General features: G+C 38.1%; 7 protein-coding genes. 2 read left to right on the top strand and 5 right to left on the bottom strand.

What is annotated here, in order from left to right:
- Positions 1-173: 173 nt before the first annotated feature.
- On the bottom strand, positions 174-2996 hold the full coding sequence (locus IMPJCBKJ_RS07970) for a TonB-dependent receptor (protein WP_054553672.1): 2823 nt from the start codon (positions 2994-2996) through the stop codon (positions 174-176).
- 1787 nt (positions 2997-4783) lie between these two features.
- Positions 4784-7420: a TonB-dependent receptor gene (locus tag IMPJCBKJ_RS07965; protein WP_166339714.1), complete on the bottom strand. Its 2637-nt coding sequence runs from the start codon at positions 7418-7420 to the stop codon at positions 4784-4786.
- A 636-nt stretch (positions 7421-8056) separates the two neighbouring features.
- Here IMPJCBKJ_RS07965 and IMPJCBKJ_RS07960 point away from each other — a divergent pair.
- Both IMPJCBKJ_RS07960 and IMPJCBKJ_RS07955 read left to right on the top strand, forming a co-directional pair.
- Positions 8057-9232: a DUF547 domain-containing protein gene (locus IMPJCBKJ_RS07960; protein ID WP_166339712.1), complete on the top strand. Its 1176-nt coding sequence runs from the start codon at positions 8057-8059 to the stop codon at positions 9230-9232.
- A 249-nt stretch (positions 9233-9481) separates the two neighbouring features.
- Positions 9482-11272: a putative 2OG-Fe(II) oxygenase gene (locus IMPJCBKJ_RS07955; protein WP_166339710.1), complete on the top strand. Its 1791-nt coding sequence runs from the start codon at positions 9482-9484 to the stop codon at positions 11270-11272.
- A 40-nt stretch (positions 11273-11312) separates the two neighbouring features.
- Here IMPJCBKJ_RS07955 and IMPJCBKJ_RS07950 read toward each other — a convergent pair whose 3' ends face one another.
- From IMPJCBKJ_RS07950 to IMPJCBKJ_RS07940, 3 genes are all read right to left on the bottom strand, one after another.
- Positions 11313-12959, bottom strand: a complete 1647-nt coding sequence (locus IMPJCBKJ_RS07950) for a sulfotransferase (protein WP_166339708.1) — start codon at positions 12957-12959, stop codon at positions 11313-11315.
- A 59-nt stretch (positions 12960-13018) separates the two neighbouring features.
- The gene (locus tag IMPJCBKJ_RS07945; RefSeq protein WP_166339706.1) at positions 13019-15877 is read right to left on the bottom strand and encodes a TonB-dependent receptor; all 2859 of its coding nucleotides are present in this window, start codon (positions 15875-15877) and stop codon (positions 13019-13021) included.
- Positions 15878-16132: 255 nt separating this feature from the next.
- Positions 16133-18481: a DNA polymerase II gene (locus IMPJCBKJ_RS07940; protein ID WP_166339704.1), complete on the bottom strand. Its 2349-nt coding sequence runs from the start codon at positions 18479-18481 to the stop codon at positions 16133-16135.
- Positions 18482-18526 lie beyond the last annotated feature (45 nt).

Here is an 18526-nt window from a genome sequence, read left to right as displayed (position 1 = left end):
ACAGTCGCCATTCGAATAAAGATTGCGTTAATTATTTAAAAATAGCATGCGCATATTTTCCACCTCTAAACTATTGCAAAAGCCAATGGGTATGAAGTAAGAAATAATCAAGAGCAGTTAATTAAACTAAAAAAACCCACTTTAGTCAGTGGGTTTTTATTGTTATTTACACATTAAAAGCTTTGTGAGTATCGGAAGTACAATTGACGACCAATATCAAAGCCACCGTAATATGAATAAGTAGAACTTGGGCCTGAGTACATAATAGGACCACGTTTATCAAATACATTGTTAGCACCAATAGAAAGCTTAGATTCCCATGGCGTATTATAAGTGAACTGTAGGTCGTTAAATGTAGTAGAGCCTACTTTATTTTTAGGCACAACTACACCATTAGTCCAATCACGTTGGAAGTTTGGATCACTACAACGGTCTTCAAAATAACAGTCCTCACGCATTGAAGAGAAATAACGCATCGCCCAGTTTGCACTGAAATCTCCATACGTCCAATTCAAGCCAAAGTTAGCACGTGTTCTAAATGTATCTCCATGACCTACATCTGATTCAACTTTAGTTGTTGGATCATTTGTCGATTTTGAATCATATTTTAGTAAGTATGTGCTATCTAGAGTTGCACGGAAGTCACCAAAACCAGTTTCAAATGCATATGCTAATGATAGATCAATACCTGATGTTTCAGTGAAACCAGCATTGCGCGTACCATATGTTAAATCGTTAACAATTGAGTTGTTCGGATCACGTGAAAACATTGCACATCGTGATTCATCACCGCCAATATAACAATCTTTTAAGATCTCATTTGGTGAGTCAGAAACTACCGTGTCAGTGATTTTAATACTCCACCAATCAAGGATGATATCAAGGTTTTCAACATAACTTGGGTTGTAAACAAAACCAACGGTTTTACTGACAGACTCTTCTGGTTGTAACAGTGGATTTGAACCACTATTGAATGGCACTGGTGTTTGAGCTGCAGGGCCAGTCGTCGGCACAAAGCCTTGTTGTAACTGACGGTAATCAGCTGGTACATCTTGTAAACAGCGCGCAGAGCCAGCTGCTGTACCATAAACTGAATCACATGGATCGATAAAGCCTGTTGTAAAAGTTTGAGAACCACCACCATACAAGTTACTAATTGTTGGAGCTCGGAAGCCTTCAGCCCAAGTACCACGAACCAATAAATCATCAGTTGGACGCCACTCAATGCCTACTTTACTGTTCGTTGTATCACCAAAAGTACTGTAATCTGAGTAACGAGTCGCAAGACTAACGTTTAGAGACTTAGCACCAACAACATCAGATAAAATAGGAACATTTAACTCTGCGTAACCTTCAGTAACATCGTAACCGCCACCCGTTGCACCAGATGCAAGAGTAGTACTTTGACCGAGTTGCGCTAGTGCATCAGGATTATACTCACCCGACTCTTTACGATACTCAGTACCAACAGCGAAAGTTAATGAACCTGCAGGTAACTCTGCAAGTAAACCACTTATGTTAGCAAAGTACATTGTTGTTTGAGTTTCACCACGATAATGCAGTGTAGGATACAAGAAGTCTTGTACATCAGGATCTGCTAGCGAGTTTTCAACAGGCCCTGCACCGAAGCCTGCTAAAGGATTCCACGCAACACACTCAGCTGATGAAATTGGATCATCTTCAGTACCACACTGAACTTCTCCCGATGCGTTTAAAAATGAAGGGCCAGTAGCGGCTTCAATAGCAGGCTTATAGAAGTTACCGTTGTCTACTTGAACAGTTGTGCTCTTGCTGTAAACACCACCAACATCCCAGTCAAAATAACGATTAGCTAACTCGAAAGAGCCTTCTAATGCGGCAGTAAAACGTAAAGTATCTTGATTACTTTCAGTTGTACGTGGAACTTCCCAACCACGACGAGTAAATGAAACATCTTCGCCAACTGGGTTAAAATAGCTATCACCACTTAACACAAAGCCATCTGACGCTGATTGATATGGATAACCTGCTACCTGACGTAACGCTTCACGTTCACTATATCCGATATCACTTGTAAAACTTACACTATCAGTAATATCGTAGTTAGAGCTGATATAAAGAGAGCGTGCACTTAAAGGCGTTTCTAAATGCATTTGGTCAATTGAATTACTTGAACCATTTTCATAAGTTTGCGGTTCAAAATCGTCAAAAGATGAAGCATTGCCTGGGCGCTTAGCAACCCACCATTGATCATTATAATAAAAACGACCATATTGACCCACTAAAGTACGGTTATTTGGAATATCATAACCTGGATATGACACTTCTGAGAAAGAACGGTCTCTCGCCCATACATCACTTTCATCACGCCACTCAGCACCTAAAGTAATTGAACCCTTTTCTCCCGAAAAGCCAGTGACCATACTAATGTTTTTCTTCTCACCATCACCATCGTCATAGCCACCGCCGTATACTGTGAACTCAAGACCTTCATAGTTTTTACGAGTGATAATATTAACAACACCAGCCATTGCATCTGAACCGTACATTGCAGACGCGCCATCTTTTAACACATCAATACGTTCAACCATTCCCATTGGAATAGCCGAGATATCTTGATAACCAGAGGTAGTAATACCCAAACGCTTACCATTGATTAAAACTAAAGTACGGCTGGCGCCTAAGTTACGAAGGTTGACGTAGTTACCACCCACATTCTCACCAGACACTAATGGCTCAGAACGACTGATTGGCGGTGAACCAGCTGCAGACATATTTTCAATCAAATCAATAACAGATGTGAAACCTTGATTAGCAATATCTTCACGACTTATTGTTTGGATTGGTTGTGCTGTTTCAAGGTCAGTAGAGCGAATACGTGACCCCGTTACTTCGATACGCTCTACTTTTTCTGCACCTTCATCTGCAGCCACTGCAGAAACTGAAAATGCTGACGTTGATGCTGCGCCAAAAGCAATTGCTAAACGCACTGCTTTTGAAACTTTATTATTTAACATTTGAATCTCCCTGGTCATATCCATGTTATGACTCTATTAATTTATTTAAACCCATAAAAGGTACTAGTACCCTTTAAGGGAATTAAATACTAATATCAGGAACAACATTTGGTCAACAGCTTTTTAACCATTGATTTTAAATGTGAATTTTAAGTTTCATACATATAAGTATTTGAAGAAAAGTAACGTCACATATATTTCACATTAATTCATATATTCGAAATAATAAAAAACCAAAACCAAGATAACCAGCTTAAATTCGGGATTTTTATATTTATTAGAAAACCTATTATTTCGTATTTTTTTCTAAAAGCTTTTTCATTTTTGTATAAAGCTCAACTTTATTTTCTTGCTATTAAAAGGCTCGTTCTTAAATTTCTTTCATGATCCATTCAACATCAGACAAAATTTCCTACTGTTTTGTCTGTGCTTCATGTAAATCGGTCTTGTGCTACATAACTACACTTAAGCCTTCAATTCCTTGAACAACCATAACCGACGCTTTAATTTTATCTGTGTGACGTAAGGTGACATTTTTATCATCAAAGATTTATTTACTATACCGCCAATCTGATTTTCTAAAAGGCTCACGGTGAGGTTCCCAATGTTTAGGTAAGGCTCACTGATATCTATAATCAATAACACTACTCAAATTTTGAAATAAGCTCGGCCTGCTGCAGTTACATAATCTAAGGTTGCATAACACTGAAGCGCAGAGTTAACCCCTTATAACCTCGAATACTAAAAGAACGACGATAGGGATTAACAATTAGTGGGGAATTTTTTCCTAAAGAACTTTTTGATAACCATAAAATATAAGCTTATTTCGGCTCTTAAGTTTGATCGATTTCAGAAAAGGCATAGCACCAAGCTATATTTCCAACACATAGGTGCTGATGGAAACTTTAGCTCTGTTTTGCTTCGTCGAATAAATATAGTGTTCAGGGTAAGTATCGCTTTATAAAAAACAATTTTTATTACAAATCGAATACTTATAACATCTACAAATTTATATCCTTAACTACAACATTAAGCAGTTTAAGCACCTTGAAGTCTTGTACGGCTTTACCTTTATAGAGAAAACCCTTAAAAATTATCAATTTTTGCAGTTCCACGAACTGTACCATCATGATCAAGTGGCTAAGCTCTAACATTACCTAAACTTTTTGTCATCATATCTATTTTACGAATACGCCTTTTTTAGCTCATTCCTACGGCTATTAGTGGTAGTTTATAAAGTTCCGGAACCTTTAAGTTTCAACCGTTAAAGCTAATGAAAATATGCTCGGATTTGTTGTCAGCATTTGTACTATAGAAAACGCTGAGCATATGCCTGATGTGCCTTCATGAGCGCCAACAAATCGCACGCTTTAGAGTCAGTTTTAGTTTTATAAATACTAAAACTTTCTTTTGCATTGTTATTTAATATAAAAACAGCCTCCTTACTCTTTGGTCACGATACGGTATTCATATCATGCTCTTCAAACTGGAGAATTACTTTTATAATTTATAACCCTTCGGTTTCAATATTTATTATATTTTACGCTTTTTTATTGGAGAAAATAATTTAAAGTCAGTGATAAATTGGAAATTTGGCGATTTCTAGAAGTCTTCAAGTTATAGTTATCAGTGTGTTGCTGGCTTGCTATCACATACCAAGAAAACACCCAGTTGAGTAGCATTACATAGGTAAGTATTTCAATATAAATAACCCTATAGATTTATTGTTATTTAAAAAAAAACCTCGCAATTAGGCGAGGTTTTTGAAGCTTATGCATTCTTTAAAATTAGAACGTTTGTTCTACTTTTAAGAAAATTGTTCTGCCAAGCACATCATATAGTGCTGTAGAAGCATCACGGTAGTCGTAGAAACCGTCGTACCATTTAGGTGCTTCACGGTCGAAGATGTTATTCACACCAAATGTTACTTTACCGTTCCAATCATGTGTATAAGATACTTGTGCATTATGCTTGAAGTAGCTCGCAACTGGCGCTAAAGAAGGATTGTTAAATTCTTCTGCCCCTGATTCTTGTTTACCAATGTAGTAAGTAGACCAAGCAGCCCCAAAGTTATCATATTTCCAATCAAGCGTCATATTTGCACGCCACTCTGGGTAATCTTGAAGACCAGAGTAATCGAAAGGATCAGCACCTGCTTCTGTGATTTCTACAAACTCTTCAACGTAACTTGCTTCACCACGTAATGAGAAATCACCGATATTAGTTTCATGAGTGTAGTTCGCTTTAAAGTCAAAACCAGACGTCTCTAAAGAAGCCATATTTTGATCAAAGCTGTACATTACATCAATTTTACCTTCTGCATCACGCACAACAGCTGGGTTAGAGCCATTTTCAATTTCATCTGAAAGTAAGCGATCTGTACTGATTGCAGCAATACGGTTATCAATTTTTACTTTGTAGTATGAAACTTCCATTGAAAGTGTATCTGTCACATTCCAAACTGTACCAACAGTTAGAGACTCACCTTCTTCTGGCTCTAAATCTGGGTTACCACCAAACCACGTTTTGTGTTGTGTACCACTTGGCGCACAGTAAACAGTATCGCTTGCAGCGTTACCTTGGTTATCACACCAAAGTGTATCGTAGTTAGTTTCGAAGCTTAAAGATTGACTAGAGAACATCTCACCCATGTTTGGAGCACGGAAAGACTCACCCCAGCTTGCACGTACTAATAAGTCATCTGTGATACGCCAAGCAGCACCAAGTTGACTAGTTACGTTATCGAATTCACCTGCAACAACAGATGCACCTACGTCACCTTCTTGCTCATATTTATCGTAACGAACTGCAGCATTTAAATCTAAACCGAATGGGAAAGCAGCTTGTAGCTCTAAGTAGCTAGAAGTACGGTCACGTGTTGCAAATACATCATCACCACCTGAACCACCTGACACATTACCTGAAGCAGATAGAGGGTCTGAATACTGAGTGAAGTCGATCGTTTCAAACTCAGCACCTACTACACCCGCTAAGGTAAATGATTCATTATCAACAAGCGTTGTAGAAACTAAACCGTCAAATTGAGTGCTTTCGAACTCTGCTTTATAGGTACCCATGTGAGCTGCACCAGCATAAAGCTCTGCCATTTGTGCATCCCATGAAGCAAAATCCATACCTGTAGTATTGAAGATATCGTATTCACCTGTATCGATTAGAGATTGTACAAGTGGATCATTAATTAGATTACGGTTGAATGATTCAGTCGTAGAGCGGCTACGCTGCGCATTGATTTCCCAGTCAAATCCGTTACCAATATCAGTATAACCTACTAAGCCACCAACAAAATCAATGTTAGCAATTTCAACGCGAGTATCACGGTTACCCAAGTTAGCTGAACGCATGCTTAGTGAAATATCTTCACCATATGGGTTCATAGGGTTATCAGCATACATAGTCGGTTTTGTAGTTGATACAGGTGTACCAGCATAACGAGCATCAGTCTTAGACATTGAAGCACTTGCACGGCCACGGAAATATAAGTCGTCTGTTAACTCATACTTAAAGTTTGAAAGGATTGAGTCTTGTTCTGCGTCAGCGAAAAGCTTAGTCACAGCGCCATAACTATATAAACAACGGCCGTCGCTACTTGGTACTGTATTATCTGCAACATCACATAAGTCTGCTGAGTACCAGTTTTTAGAGTCTTTGCCTTGACCATTTGGAACAGAGCTGTAAGACGAAAATGCACCGTATAATTCAGAATCTAATTCCCAGATATCACGGTCATAAACTGCATCTGCTTTGTAGTGTTCGTAAGTTAATGTGATATTACCTTTATCAGATGCATAACCACCTGTCACTGAGAAACGGTTAGTATCACCACCTTCAACTGAAGGTAACTCTGTGTCATATGTGAAGTTTAAACCATTAAAATCTTTTTTAGTGATGATGTTGATTACACCAGCAACCGCATCAGAGCCATATACCGCAGATGCACCTTCACGAAGAATTTCAATACGTTCAACGATTGCCATTGGAATTCGTGACGTATCAGCCGCTGCACCAGAAGAAGAACTAGTACCTGGCATACGACGGCCGTCTAATAATACAAGTGTATAGTTTGCACCAAGGCCACGCATATTAACATTTGAAGTTGCGGCGGCACCTGAACCATAACCTGACATACCACGCCAAGAACCGAAACTGTTTACAGACGAGTTATTTAATACATCTGCAACTGTCGCTTCACCAGATAACTGGATATCAGCTGCAGTAATAACTGTCACTGGTGAGGCAGTTTCCATATCAACTTGCTTGATACGTGAACCTGTTACTTCGATGCGTTCAACTTTCCCTGCGTTTTCTTCATCTGCAGCAAATGTACTAGCAGAAAATGCAGCTGTCGAAGCTGCACCAAAAGCAACCGCTAAGCGAACAGCTTTTGAAACTTTATTATTTAACATTTGATTCTCCCTGGACCATGTTATTCATGGAATATTTATAGTTATTCAAAATAAATGCATATTCCGCAGTCATTTCGAGCTTTGATAATAATACTCGCCACTCTCAAAGGTCAACACTTCACTAACGCAAAAGTTCAACTTTTAACAATAAATATAAAAACACCACAGAGTTAAAAACAAATTTAACACACGAAAAACCCTTAAACCACAAAGGGTACAGCATCATTAACAATGAGTTACAAAGGGAAAGAAGAATTTCATTATTTAGTACCAATAAAGGTACACACCAAAATAACGCCAAATAATTGCAATAAACACAATAAATAGGCGGTTTGTATTTTGGATTTTTTTTTCGCTTAAATTTAAAATTTGAAAACTTAAACCCAATAGATATAGACGAAACCACAAATTACTTAGATAAGATGATAGTTAGATATGTTTTTTAAGATTAACCATGCAAAAGTTAATAGAATGAACATTCTATTAACCAAACCCATTAGTCGACTCTAGAAAAAAGCTCACCCTCCTTATTTACTAAGCCCAAGACGCTAAGTAGTAATAAATTCGGTACATTCCAACTTGAAAAAAATGTAACAATCGGCAATAGTTAGATTGTTAAAACAACAAGGAAAAACCATGATTAAACAATTATTACTAATTGCATTTACTTTTTGCTCACTTTCTTCGTACGCAAAAATCAATGAACTACCAGAAGAATTCTCAGATTTTAGCCTTAATAGAGATATAAGAATTTCATACGAGGATCTTGATAACCTACTTGAAATAACAGTGCTAGATATGGGCAGGTCTGATAGAAGCTCACGTAAATCCCAATCATCCATTGGCACGCGCATGAAATCACATAAAAATAATGATACAGCTTTGGAGGCTAATCGTTTTTTATTTGAGGCAGTATCTAAATCAGAAATAAAAGATGGCTTTCACAAAATTCGTATAAGCCTGGAAAAAGTACCTGACGAAATTTCTCTTAACGAACTTAGCCTCGATGAGCAATTGGCATACTGGCTTAACCTTTACAATACAGCGATAGTTGAAAAGTTAATCGAGCACTACCCTATTCGCGATACAGAAGATCTTCTTTTTGATGATGATTCAATTTTAGATGAAGAGTTTTTAACCGTTGCCGGTTATAAGCTTTCACTCAATGATATCCAACATAAAATTGTTTTTGAAAAATTCGGTAAAAAGAAACCAATCGTCATGTATGGCTTTTATCAAGGTAACATAGGTAGCCCAAACCTGCGCAATGAAGCTTATAAAGGTAATAAGGTTTACCATCAACTAGTTGAAAATGGTGAAGAATTTGTAAACTCTAATCGAGGCATGCAAATTAAGCGTAAAAGCCGCCTTTATGTATCTAAATATTATGAGCAAACTGAATCATTATTTACTGACTTCGAAACTGACTTACGTGAGCATTTAGAAGACTACGCTGAAGGGCAAATGAAAAGCGATGTTAAATACGCAAAACGTTTTAAAATTGACATTGAAGATTGGAATATAACCGACTTATTTGGTACAGAGCGTAGTTTTGGTGCAACTGCATCAACTAACCCAGCAGCAATGTTAAACGCTGTGGTGAGTAATTCTGATGTACCAGTATCTGAAGATGGCAGTAGCTCAGGTATGGGGGCCGTTAATGTTAACTTTATTAACGACTCTATCATGATGCGTACAATGGATTTTGGTCGCTTTTCACCTGAAATGTTAGAAAAAATTAAAAAGCTTAACTTAAAACGCCAAGACAATAGCGGTACTGTTGAGATCAAAGATATTGATTCAAATAATTAATCGCTAAACACCGCATGTCAGTAATCAGCGGCATGCGGTCTTTTTCGAATAGAAACTTTATTGCTAAGTCAGCTTTTTACAACCAGGTCAGGCCTTACAGCAAAAACCTAAACTAAGTTAACTTTCAGGGCTGTTTATTACCCTTCACCATAAACACACTGAATAAATCAAAGACCTTGATGTAAATCAAGAGTAATATTTTACTTTACTGTACACCCTGTTAACATAAAGCAAAAACAGGGTTTACGAGTGAATAATTCATTACAAAGAGCTTTGCACGCATTCAATCAACAACAATATGTGCAGGCATTACAACTCCTTTCTTTACATACAAATAAAACCGCTGATTGGTATACATTGAATAGCTTATGTTTATCAGCTGTAAACAAAACAACTGATGCAGAGCAGTGTTATTTAAAAGGCCTTAGCCAATTTAGTAATCATGTTGGCCTTTTAGACAACTACACTAATCTACTATGTAAACAAAAAAAGTATGCAGACTGTATTCATTTTTGTGAATACAACACAGTTTCTTTGTCTCTTGAAAAACCACGCCTCAATTACATTGAAAGTCTAGTTAATCAAGATGAATTATTAAAAGCCGAACTTTTATTAAGCAAAACATCGCCCTCTCAGAACGCATTAGTCCGTTACCATTGGCTCACTTTAGAACTTTTCGAGCGACTGGGTGACTTACAAAAAATCGAAAACTATTTTCAAACAAAATTGCCAAAACAATTAAAAGGGCAATTTCATTTCGTTTATAAACATGCCTGTAATTATCGAAATTTAGGTCAATTTCCCGAGGCATTAGCGCTTTTGCAAATGCTTTTAAAACAGCAACCAAGCGCCGAATTGCATTACATAGTTGGTTGTACATACTATGATTTACAGCAATATGAACAAGCACAAGCTCATCTTAAGGCATGCCTAGAGCTTGCTCCTAACTATGTACCTGCACATGAAAGCCTTAATAAACTCTACTGGGAGCACTCTCAAAGCCAGTTAATGAGTTCATATGCAGACACTTTTAAACACTTTGATGCAAACCCTGTTCTGATCCACTCGCAAATTTGTCAACTACTACAACTAGGTAAACTAGAAGAAGCATTATTAGTAAGTAGTAATGCAACACAAAACAACCCACAAAATTTAGATTTACATCATGCCCACAGTATTATTCTTGATAGAACAGGTGACGAAGAAAAAGCATTTTCACTCCTTCAACAGCTCGTTAAAGCAGCTCCACAAAATGCTCGTTACTGTATTGATTTAGCAAACTTTTACATACAACAAGGCGATTACAGCTCAGCGATCTTTCACTTAGAAACTGCTGTAAAATTTAATCCTAATAACCAAGAGCTTTGGGCATATTTAAGTATTGCTTGGCGCTTATCAAATGATGATAAATATCACTGGTTAACTGATCTAGATAAATTCGTTAAAGTCATGGAGCTGCCTGCTCCGCCAGGTTTTAAAACCTTTGCTGATTTTAATAAGCAGTTGCAGGAATTAATGATCAGCCTTCACACAAATAAACTACAACCATTAGATCAAAGTGTGCGCAGCGGTAGTCAAACTCAAGGTCACTTATTACACCGCTCAAACCAACTTATTGATTTATTTAAGTCATCTATGAGCCAATGCATTAATCAATACCTAATGCAGTTACCAAAGGATGCTAACCACCCTCTTTTAGCACGTAACCATAAACGATTTGTTGCTAGAGGTAGTTGGTCAGTGAAACTAGAAGAAGGCGGTTTTCATGCTAATCATATCCACCCTCAAGGTTGGTTATCAGCGCCGAGCTATATTTCTATTCCTAATGAAATGAGTAAAGATGATGACACTAAAAATGGCTGGCTTAAGCTAGGAGAAACCAGTCTTAACTTAGGTGAACGTGAGTCTATAGCTCGTGAAATATGCCCTGAAGAAGGTCAAATTATTATATTTCCAAGCTATATTTGGCATGGTACATACCAACTAAAAAGCACTAGCCCTCGGCTAACCATTCCATGTGATATCATGCCCTTAAAATAATAAAAAAGACCATCTAGATGATGGTCTTTTTTATTACCAATTACTTATTTAACAGCGCTTTTGCATCTAGGTAGGATTTTTCATCGGCCTGTATGTATTCAAGGTAATTTGCAAATCGTCCTGAGGATGATTTATAAAGTGGTTTTCTAACTTGCCATACACTCGCTGTACTTACTGCGCCAGATTTATTATGAAATCGCTGGGCTTCATCAGTGTATTCTAACCCTAAAAAACTAAACAACTGTTCTAACATCTGCTCGGGCGAGCAAACAAGCTGGTCGTAATTCAGAGTAAAAATATCATTACTAAAACACGACTGCCAATGTGATTTAATTCGTTGCTGCTGCTCATAGTGATGTAGAGTATCATTTAGAGATACAGCATAGTTTAAGCTCGGACCTAAATGCTGGAAAAAAGCTGACAAGCTATTGTCTTTAATATCTCGCTCTGTCCAGATAATCTTCGCTTTTGGATATAACTGCTTGATAATGTCTAAATAAAGGTAATTTTCAGGGCGTTTATCTGTTACATAAAGCGCACCTTCAGCTCTTAAAGTTAATTGTTCTTTATAACCATCTATAAATTCAGGCTCTTTAGCCTTATTAACAAGTGCCTTTTCATCACCAATCAAACTGAATAACGATGAATGTAAATAGGCAATTTCACCACCTGCCGCTATTTGCTCATTAGAGCTGATGATTTGTTCAATTAGTGTTGAGCCAGAACGAAACATACCGCAAATTATAATGGGTGTTATTGAACTGTTAGCTTCTGGCAGAGCAATATTACGCGCTAATGTGTAGTCAGTAATCTTCTCAGCAGACTGGCGATCATAGACTGGTAAATACTTTTTATTGTAATGATTCGCTTTTACATAATAATGCCATGCTTTCTGATAGTTTTTGCAATCATTAAATACTTTACCAAGTGCATAATAAATATCAGCACATGCTATATCATCTGACTCTCGCTTTAATATCGCTAAGCTTGCTTGTTCATAGTCAATTGCATCGCGTTCAGAAAAGGTCTCAATATCGGCTAATCTTGCTTGAGCCATCGCATTAAATGCATCTAATTTTAAGACCTGTTGAAAGCCTGTTTTCGCCTTCTCTTTATCACCAAGCTGTTCGTAAATATTTGCCAATGAAAAGTGAGCTTGAAGATTATTCTTATCATGACTAATCGCTTGTTGTAAGTAATGTAGGGCTTTATCGGGTTGATGTAATTGCTCATTATACAAAAAAGCAATTTCTATTAAAGCGGGTGCTTTAAACTGCTCAGATAGTTTTATAGCTCGTTCAAAAAAGGAAATCCCTGCATCAAAATTACCGAGCTTTCTTTCTATTTTTCCAAGCTGAAAGCAAATATCAGCTTGCTGCGGATTTGCTGTGTATAATGGCAACAGCGCGTTTTTTGCAATTTTGAACTCGCCACAACTCATACTTAATTGTACTAAGGTCAGTACATAATCAAACTTTGTAGGAGCAATAGATACCAGTTGTTGGCAATATGCAATGGCTGTTTCAGTATCTTGTTGCTGCATAGCAACTTTGAAAAGGATCTGTAACGCTTTTTCAGCAAACTCACTGTTATGTGTTAACGGTTTTAATAATTCTATCCCCTGGCTAACTTTACCTTGTTGAAGTAAAGCTACCGCTTGGGTAAACGCGTGTTGTTCTGATGTCATTGTTTTCCCATAAAAAAAGCGAGCCGAAGCTCGCTTTATCATACATTAATTAATTCAAATTAGAATTTTAACGTCACGCTTGCATGGAAGTAACGACCTAAAGTGTCATAGTAACCAGCAATAGCATTTGCGTTTGTTGAAAGTGAACCACCTACCATTGGCGGCTCTTTATCAAGAATGTTATTTACACCAATAAGTACTGAAGTGTAATCATTCACCGTAAACGTGCCTTTAAGGTCAAGGTAGCTTTGTGAACCAATACCATCTTGTACAAGTGTATCAGCACCATCGTACTCGTTAACTGCACTGAAGTAACGCCATTTAGCTGTCGCTCTCCACCAGCTGCCTGTGTCATAGCTTGCGCTAAGAACATGACGCCATTCAGGTTGTGGGAAACAGCCATTATTTAGTGTATCTACACAATCATATACTTCACTTACACCAGGAATATTATCAAATTCCTTAGTCATCATGTAAGTACCGATTAGGCTTGTAGAAAGTGTACCACCGCCTACTTCGATGTCGTAGTTAGCACTTAAGTCGATACCTTCATAGTGAATTTTACCTAAATTAGTATTTGTCGCTACAACTTGGCCTGAACCAATCCAAAGACTAGCACTTCCCGGTGTACGTTGTACGTTATCACAGAAAACTGCTTGGCCAGTTTTACCACATTGCTCAACAATTAGTTCAGGATCAATTGCGCCAATTGCATCTTCAAGTTCGATATCCCAATAATCGATTGAGAAGTTAAAATCTTCAAATGGGTTACCAACAACACCAAGAGTGATTGTATCAGCAATTTCAGGACGAAGCTCAGGGTTACCACCAAAGAAACCATTGTATTGGTCAGCAGGGCTCTTACCTACGCTACCATATTGAGATGCAGGAACACCTGTATTAGCACACTCTGCTTGGCTAAGAGATGGTGTTGCACCTGCACAAGGATCGGTACCTGGCCATAAACCTGTGCTTTGTTGTGCGAATAGCTCACCGTTGTTCGCTGCACGTACTGCACGGTTATAGCTTGAACGGATTTTCCAGTTTTCAGTTACGTCCCAGTTCATTGCTACTTTATAAGTAGGCTCTGAACCTGATGTGCTGTAATCAGACCAACGATAGCCTAATTCAACTAATAAGCTTTCAACACCTGTGATACCTTCAACGATAGGTAAGCTTAACTCACCGAATACTTCAGTTACGTCATATTCACCGTTTAAACTCTTAGTTGTACCACCTTGACCTAGTAATAAGCCTTGCGCGTAAACTTCATCCGCAGTACGGCTGAACGTTTCTTCACGGTATTCAGCACCAAATACTGCCGCAATTGGGTAATCTGAAGAAGGTAGACCCCATTCAAATTCACCAGTAACGAAACCATTCACGATAAACTGCTCTGTAACACCGTTAAGAATCGCAGTACCAGTTAATGCACCAGCTGACTCAGGAGTAACGCCTTGGTACGTGAATACTTCGTAAGGGATACAACCAGAAGTTGCTGAACAGTCTTCACCATTTGCAGAAAGCGCAGTGCTGATACGTGGACCGAAGAAGTCATTTTCGTATGCAGAAGATGAAGACGTTGAACCATACTGTACGAATGCTTCGTATGACCAAAGGTCGCTTAGCTCACCTCGGCTACCAAGTACTAAACGGAATGAGTTATGTTCAAGGCTATCTGCACGTGGGCCACCTTCAACGTTACGTTTACCGATGTAAGTTGCAAATTGGTCACCTGAAGTTAAACCGAAACGGTCAGTTAAGTTTTGACGCTGCGCATCTGTAAGAAGCGGGCTATCATAATCAATAACGTAGTTTTCGTTGAAGAACGTACCAGACTCAGCGATTTGCGCTGTAGTACGGTCACGCATGTACATCGCTTCCATGAACGGTTGGAAGTGATCATTAATTTCGTATTTAGAGAATAAACCTAACGTGTGACGCTCATTAGGACGCATGAAGTGGTTAATTGGAGCGTAGTTATATACGTTACCACTTGAAGGAATGAAGCTGCTATCAGAGCCAAGTGTCCAATAATCGTAATCATCCCAGTCGAATGCACCGCTGTCTGTAGGCGCTGAGATATAGAAGTTAGGAATTACCGCGTTACCAGAACCACCACACGCTGTACCTGCAGCATTTAGAGCACATGAAGAATAGTCACGAGCACCTTGGCGAAGTTCATTTTGCTTTTGGTAAGTGAAATAACCAACAGCGTGGCCTTTACCGCTATCGAAAGAGCCACCTAATGTAGCTGAGAAGTCAAAAGAAGAACCATCAAAACCTGAGCTACCTTCTGGGTAGTCAAAGTCACGTTCATCCATTAAACCTTGGATGTATTCATTATCATTGTCGTGTTGATATGCAGTTGAACCTAGGCTTACTTCAAAGCCTTCGAACTCATCATTCATTACAAAGTTTACAACACCCGCTACCGCATCAGCACCGTAAGTTGAAGAACCACCACCAGTCATTACGTCAACACGTTTAATAAGTGCTGCTGGGATTTGGTTAATATCAGCAGATTGAGTGTAGATACCACCCGCTTGCATACGACGACCGTTGATAAGTACTAATGTACGCTGTGAACCCATGCCACGTAAGTCAAGAGTAGCTGTACCAGAAGCACCATTTGATTGGAACGCTGTGTTTGAAGCTTCAAGTTGAGGCAAGCTGTTCATCATGTCTTCAACACGTGTAAAACCAGCTACAGCGATTTCTTCAGCTGTTGTAACTTGTACTGGGCTTGCAGTTTCAATATCAGTACGTTTGATACGTGAACCTGTAACTTCAATACGTTCAACTTTTTCTGCTGCTTCTTCTTCAGCAGCATAAGAGTTTACAGAAAACGCAGCTGTAGAAGCTGTACCAAAAGCAAGCGCTAAGCGAACTGCTTTTGAAACTTTATTATTTAACATTTGATTCTCCCTGGACCACTATATTGTGGCTATATTTAGCATAAGCTTGTTTATTATTTGTATCGCATCAGGACTGCGACAAACAAATAATAAACAAATAAAACAAAATATCCAGCTCTTTATTTACAAATTTTTAATGAGACAGCAAAAAGTTTACTTTTACCAGTTTTAAGAGCAAAAAATAAACAAATAAGCATTTAAACTGAGCTTATTGATCATTCATCGCAATAAAGAGTCAAAAAAATGTTAACAATCTTAAAAAAGCCGTATCTGACGGTCACTTAGTGACGAAACTTTAGTACCCAAATCAACAACTATCATTTCAGCTATTGGCAACAATTGCTTATTTACATAAGTGCCATAATCATAATTATGGTCACCAGTGTAGTACTCAGCGCCGTTAGCGGTGTAAACATATTCAATTATTTGACCACGTTGAAACGTTAAGTTGGGATTGTCAGCTAAATACTGTTTCGCTGCTTTTACATGGGGAGGGATGTTTTTTTGGTAATCAGTCAAATGCTGACCCAGTCGCTTACGATAAATTAGCTTTGAATCAAATTCACCTTCATATAGTTTTTTAACATAGTTATCAAACGCTTGAAAAATAAATTCTTGGGTGTAATTTTCAGAAAATAAAATCTCAAATAATTCTGTTTGAAACTTGTGGGCTAGCTCTGTCCAATCACTTCTAACTGTTTCCATCCCTTTAAAGACTAATTTTGAAACGCCTTTTTTTTCGACTTTTCCTACATAACGCTTTTTAGAACCCATTGTTTTACCTCTAATTGTTGGCATAAAAAATGGACTGAAGTGGGTTTCGTACTCTATTTCTAAAAAGCTGTCTATTTTATAATCTTTCTGCAATACACGCTGCCAGCATTTGTTTATTTTTTCTGCCAGTTTCGTACCGATTTCATTACAGTCTAGTGGATTTAGATCATCATCAAGCTTAACAAAGGTCGAATCTGTATCACCATAAATGACATCATAGCCCCACTCTTCAATCCAACGCTTGGTTGTTTGCATAATTTCATGACCGCGCAAAGTGATAGAACTAGATAATCGAGGGTCATAAAAGCGGCAGCCTTTCGAGCCAAGTACACCATATAAACTGTTCATGATGATTTTAATTGCCTGGGAGAGCATGGTTTGGTTTTTATCTTTGGCTATTTGCCTTGTCGCAGCCAGTCCTCTAATAAGTTCTGGCAGATGATGCTCAGTGCGTGAAAACTGTGCTTGGTTAAAGCCTTCGATTGTATCATTTGATTTTTTTAATCCCTCAATAAGGCCGAGAGGGTCTATACAAAATGTACGCATTATTGATGGATAGAGGCTTTTGTAATCAAGCACTAGGATATTTTTGTATAAACCTGGCTGCGATGACATGACATAACCACCAGGGCTATCAAAACTTAAGCCGTGATCGCCTAAGTTAGGGGCTACATAGCCACTTCTATGCAGTAACGGCAGATAAAGATTAGTGAAGGCTGCAACTGAGCCGCCCATTCGTTCTAATTCAAGCCCTGTAAGCTGGCTTCTTACAACTGCAAAATCAAGTAACTTAAGTTTCTCAAAAATCCGCATCACTAAAATGCAATCTTGCCTGTTGTAATTAGCAAGAGACAGTTTGTCTTCATTAAACTGGCGAATAATTTCTTCAAGACGATTATCTGTATTTATTAGCTTCTCTTCGCCAAGCTCAATACTCGCTACATTTGCAAGACTAAAACTATCGTAATGATAAGTAGCGTTTTTTAAGGTATCAATTCCATCAATAACTACACGACCAGGCATTGTTATGCGAGTAATATTTCCCGAGCGCACGCGCATTTTTTCTTTGTTGCGACCAAGCTTTAGAGATATACCTAACGCCTCGGCTCTTGCGTGAAGCACACTGAAGTCAAACTCAATAACATTCCAACCAATCAATACATCAGGGTCAATTCGCTGAATTTCATTTTCAAACTGAGTAAGAAGATCTATTTCATCTTCACACCAGTTGATTTGATAATCTAGATGAGTCGTTGGCTCTGGGCGCCCTATCATTAAGACTTTATCAATACCGTTTCCGACTAAACCAATAGAAAATAGTACGCCTTCGCCATTACACTCGATATCAATAGAAACATGTTTGAAGAAAGGTCTAAATTCATTGTTTGGTTTTAATCTTGCGTTCTTTAACAGTCGAAAACCACTTCGTGTTTGAATTTCACCTTTTACCCATACAGAGCCTTTAATGAAACGCTCCATCAAAAATCTGTCAATTGGCCTAACATCATCTTCAAAAGTGATTAGTTGTGAACTTTTTAAAACCTTAATGGCGCTGTAGTAATCTTTTAACGATTTAAAATAACAGCATATCACCGACTGATTTTGGAAATTTTTTAGTTTGGCATCAGCAAAACGAGCATGAATGTTTTGATTTTGTAATAGTCGCTTTGCAGCAGTTACTTGGTTTTCAGGAATGAAAAATAACACCTCTTGGTGCTCAACCTGTACTTTTAATGGGCCATTTTCACACCAGAGCCAAAACACAAAACTAACCCCTGATGAACTATCAAACGCTTCTTTAGAAAGAATAAAACCTGTATCTGTAACCATTTACTTCAAAAATCTATTACGGAAGGGGTATAGTACACCCTAACT

This window comes from Pseudoalteromonas sp. MB47 (genome assembly GCF_011319765.1).
GTDB classification, from domain to species: domain Bacteria; phylum Pseudomonadota; class Gammaproteobacteria; order Enterobacterales; family Alteromonadaceae; genus Pseudoalteromonas; species Pseudoalteromonas simplex.
This window is presented reverse-complemented; position numbering and strand designations above follow the sequence as displayed.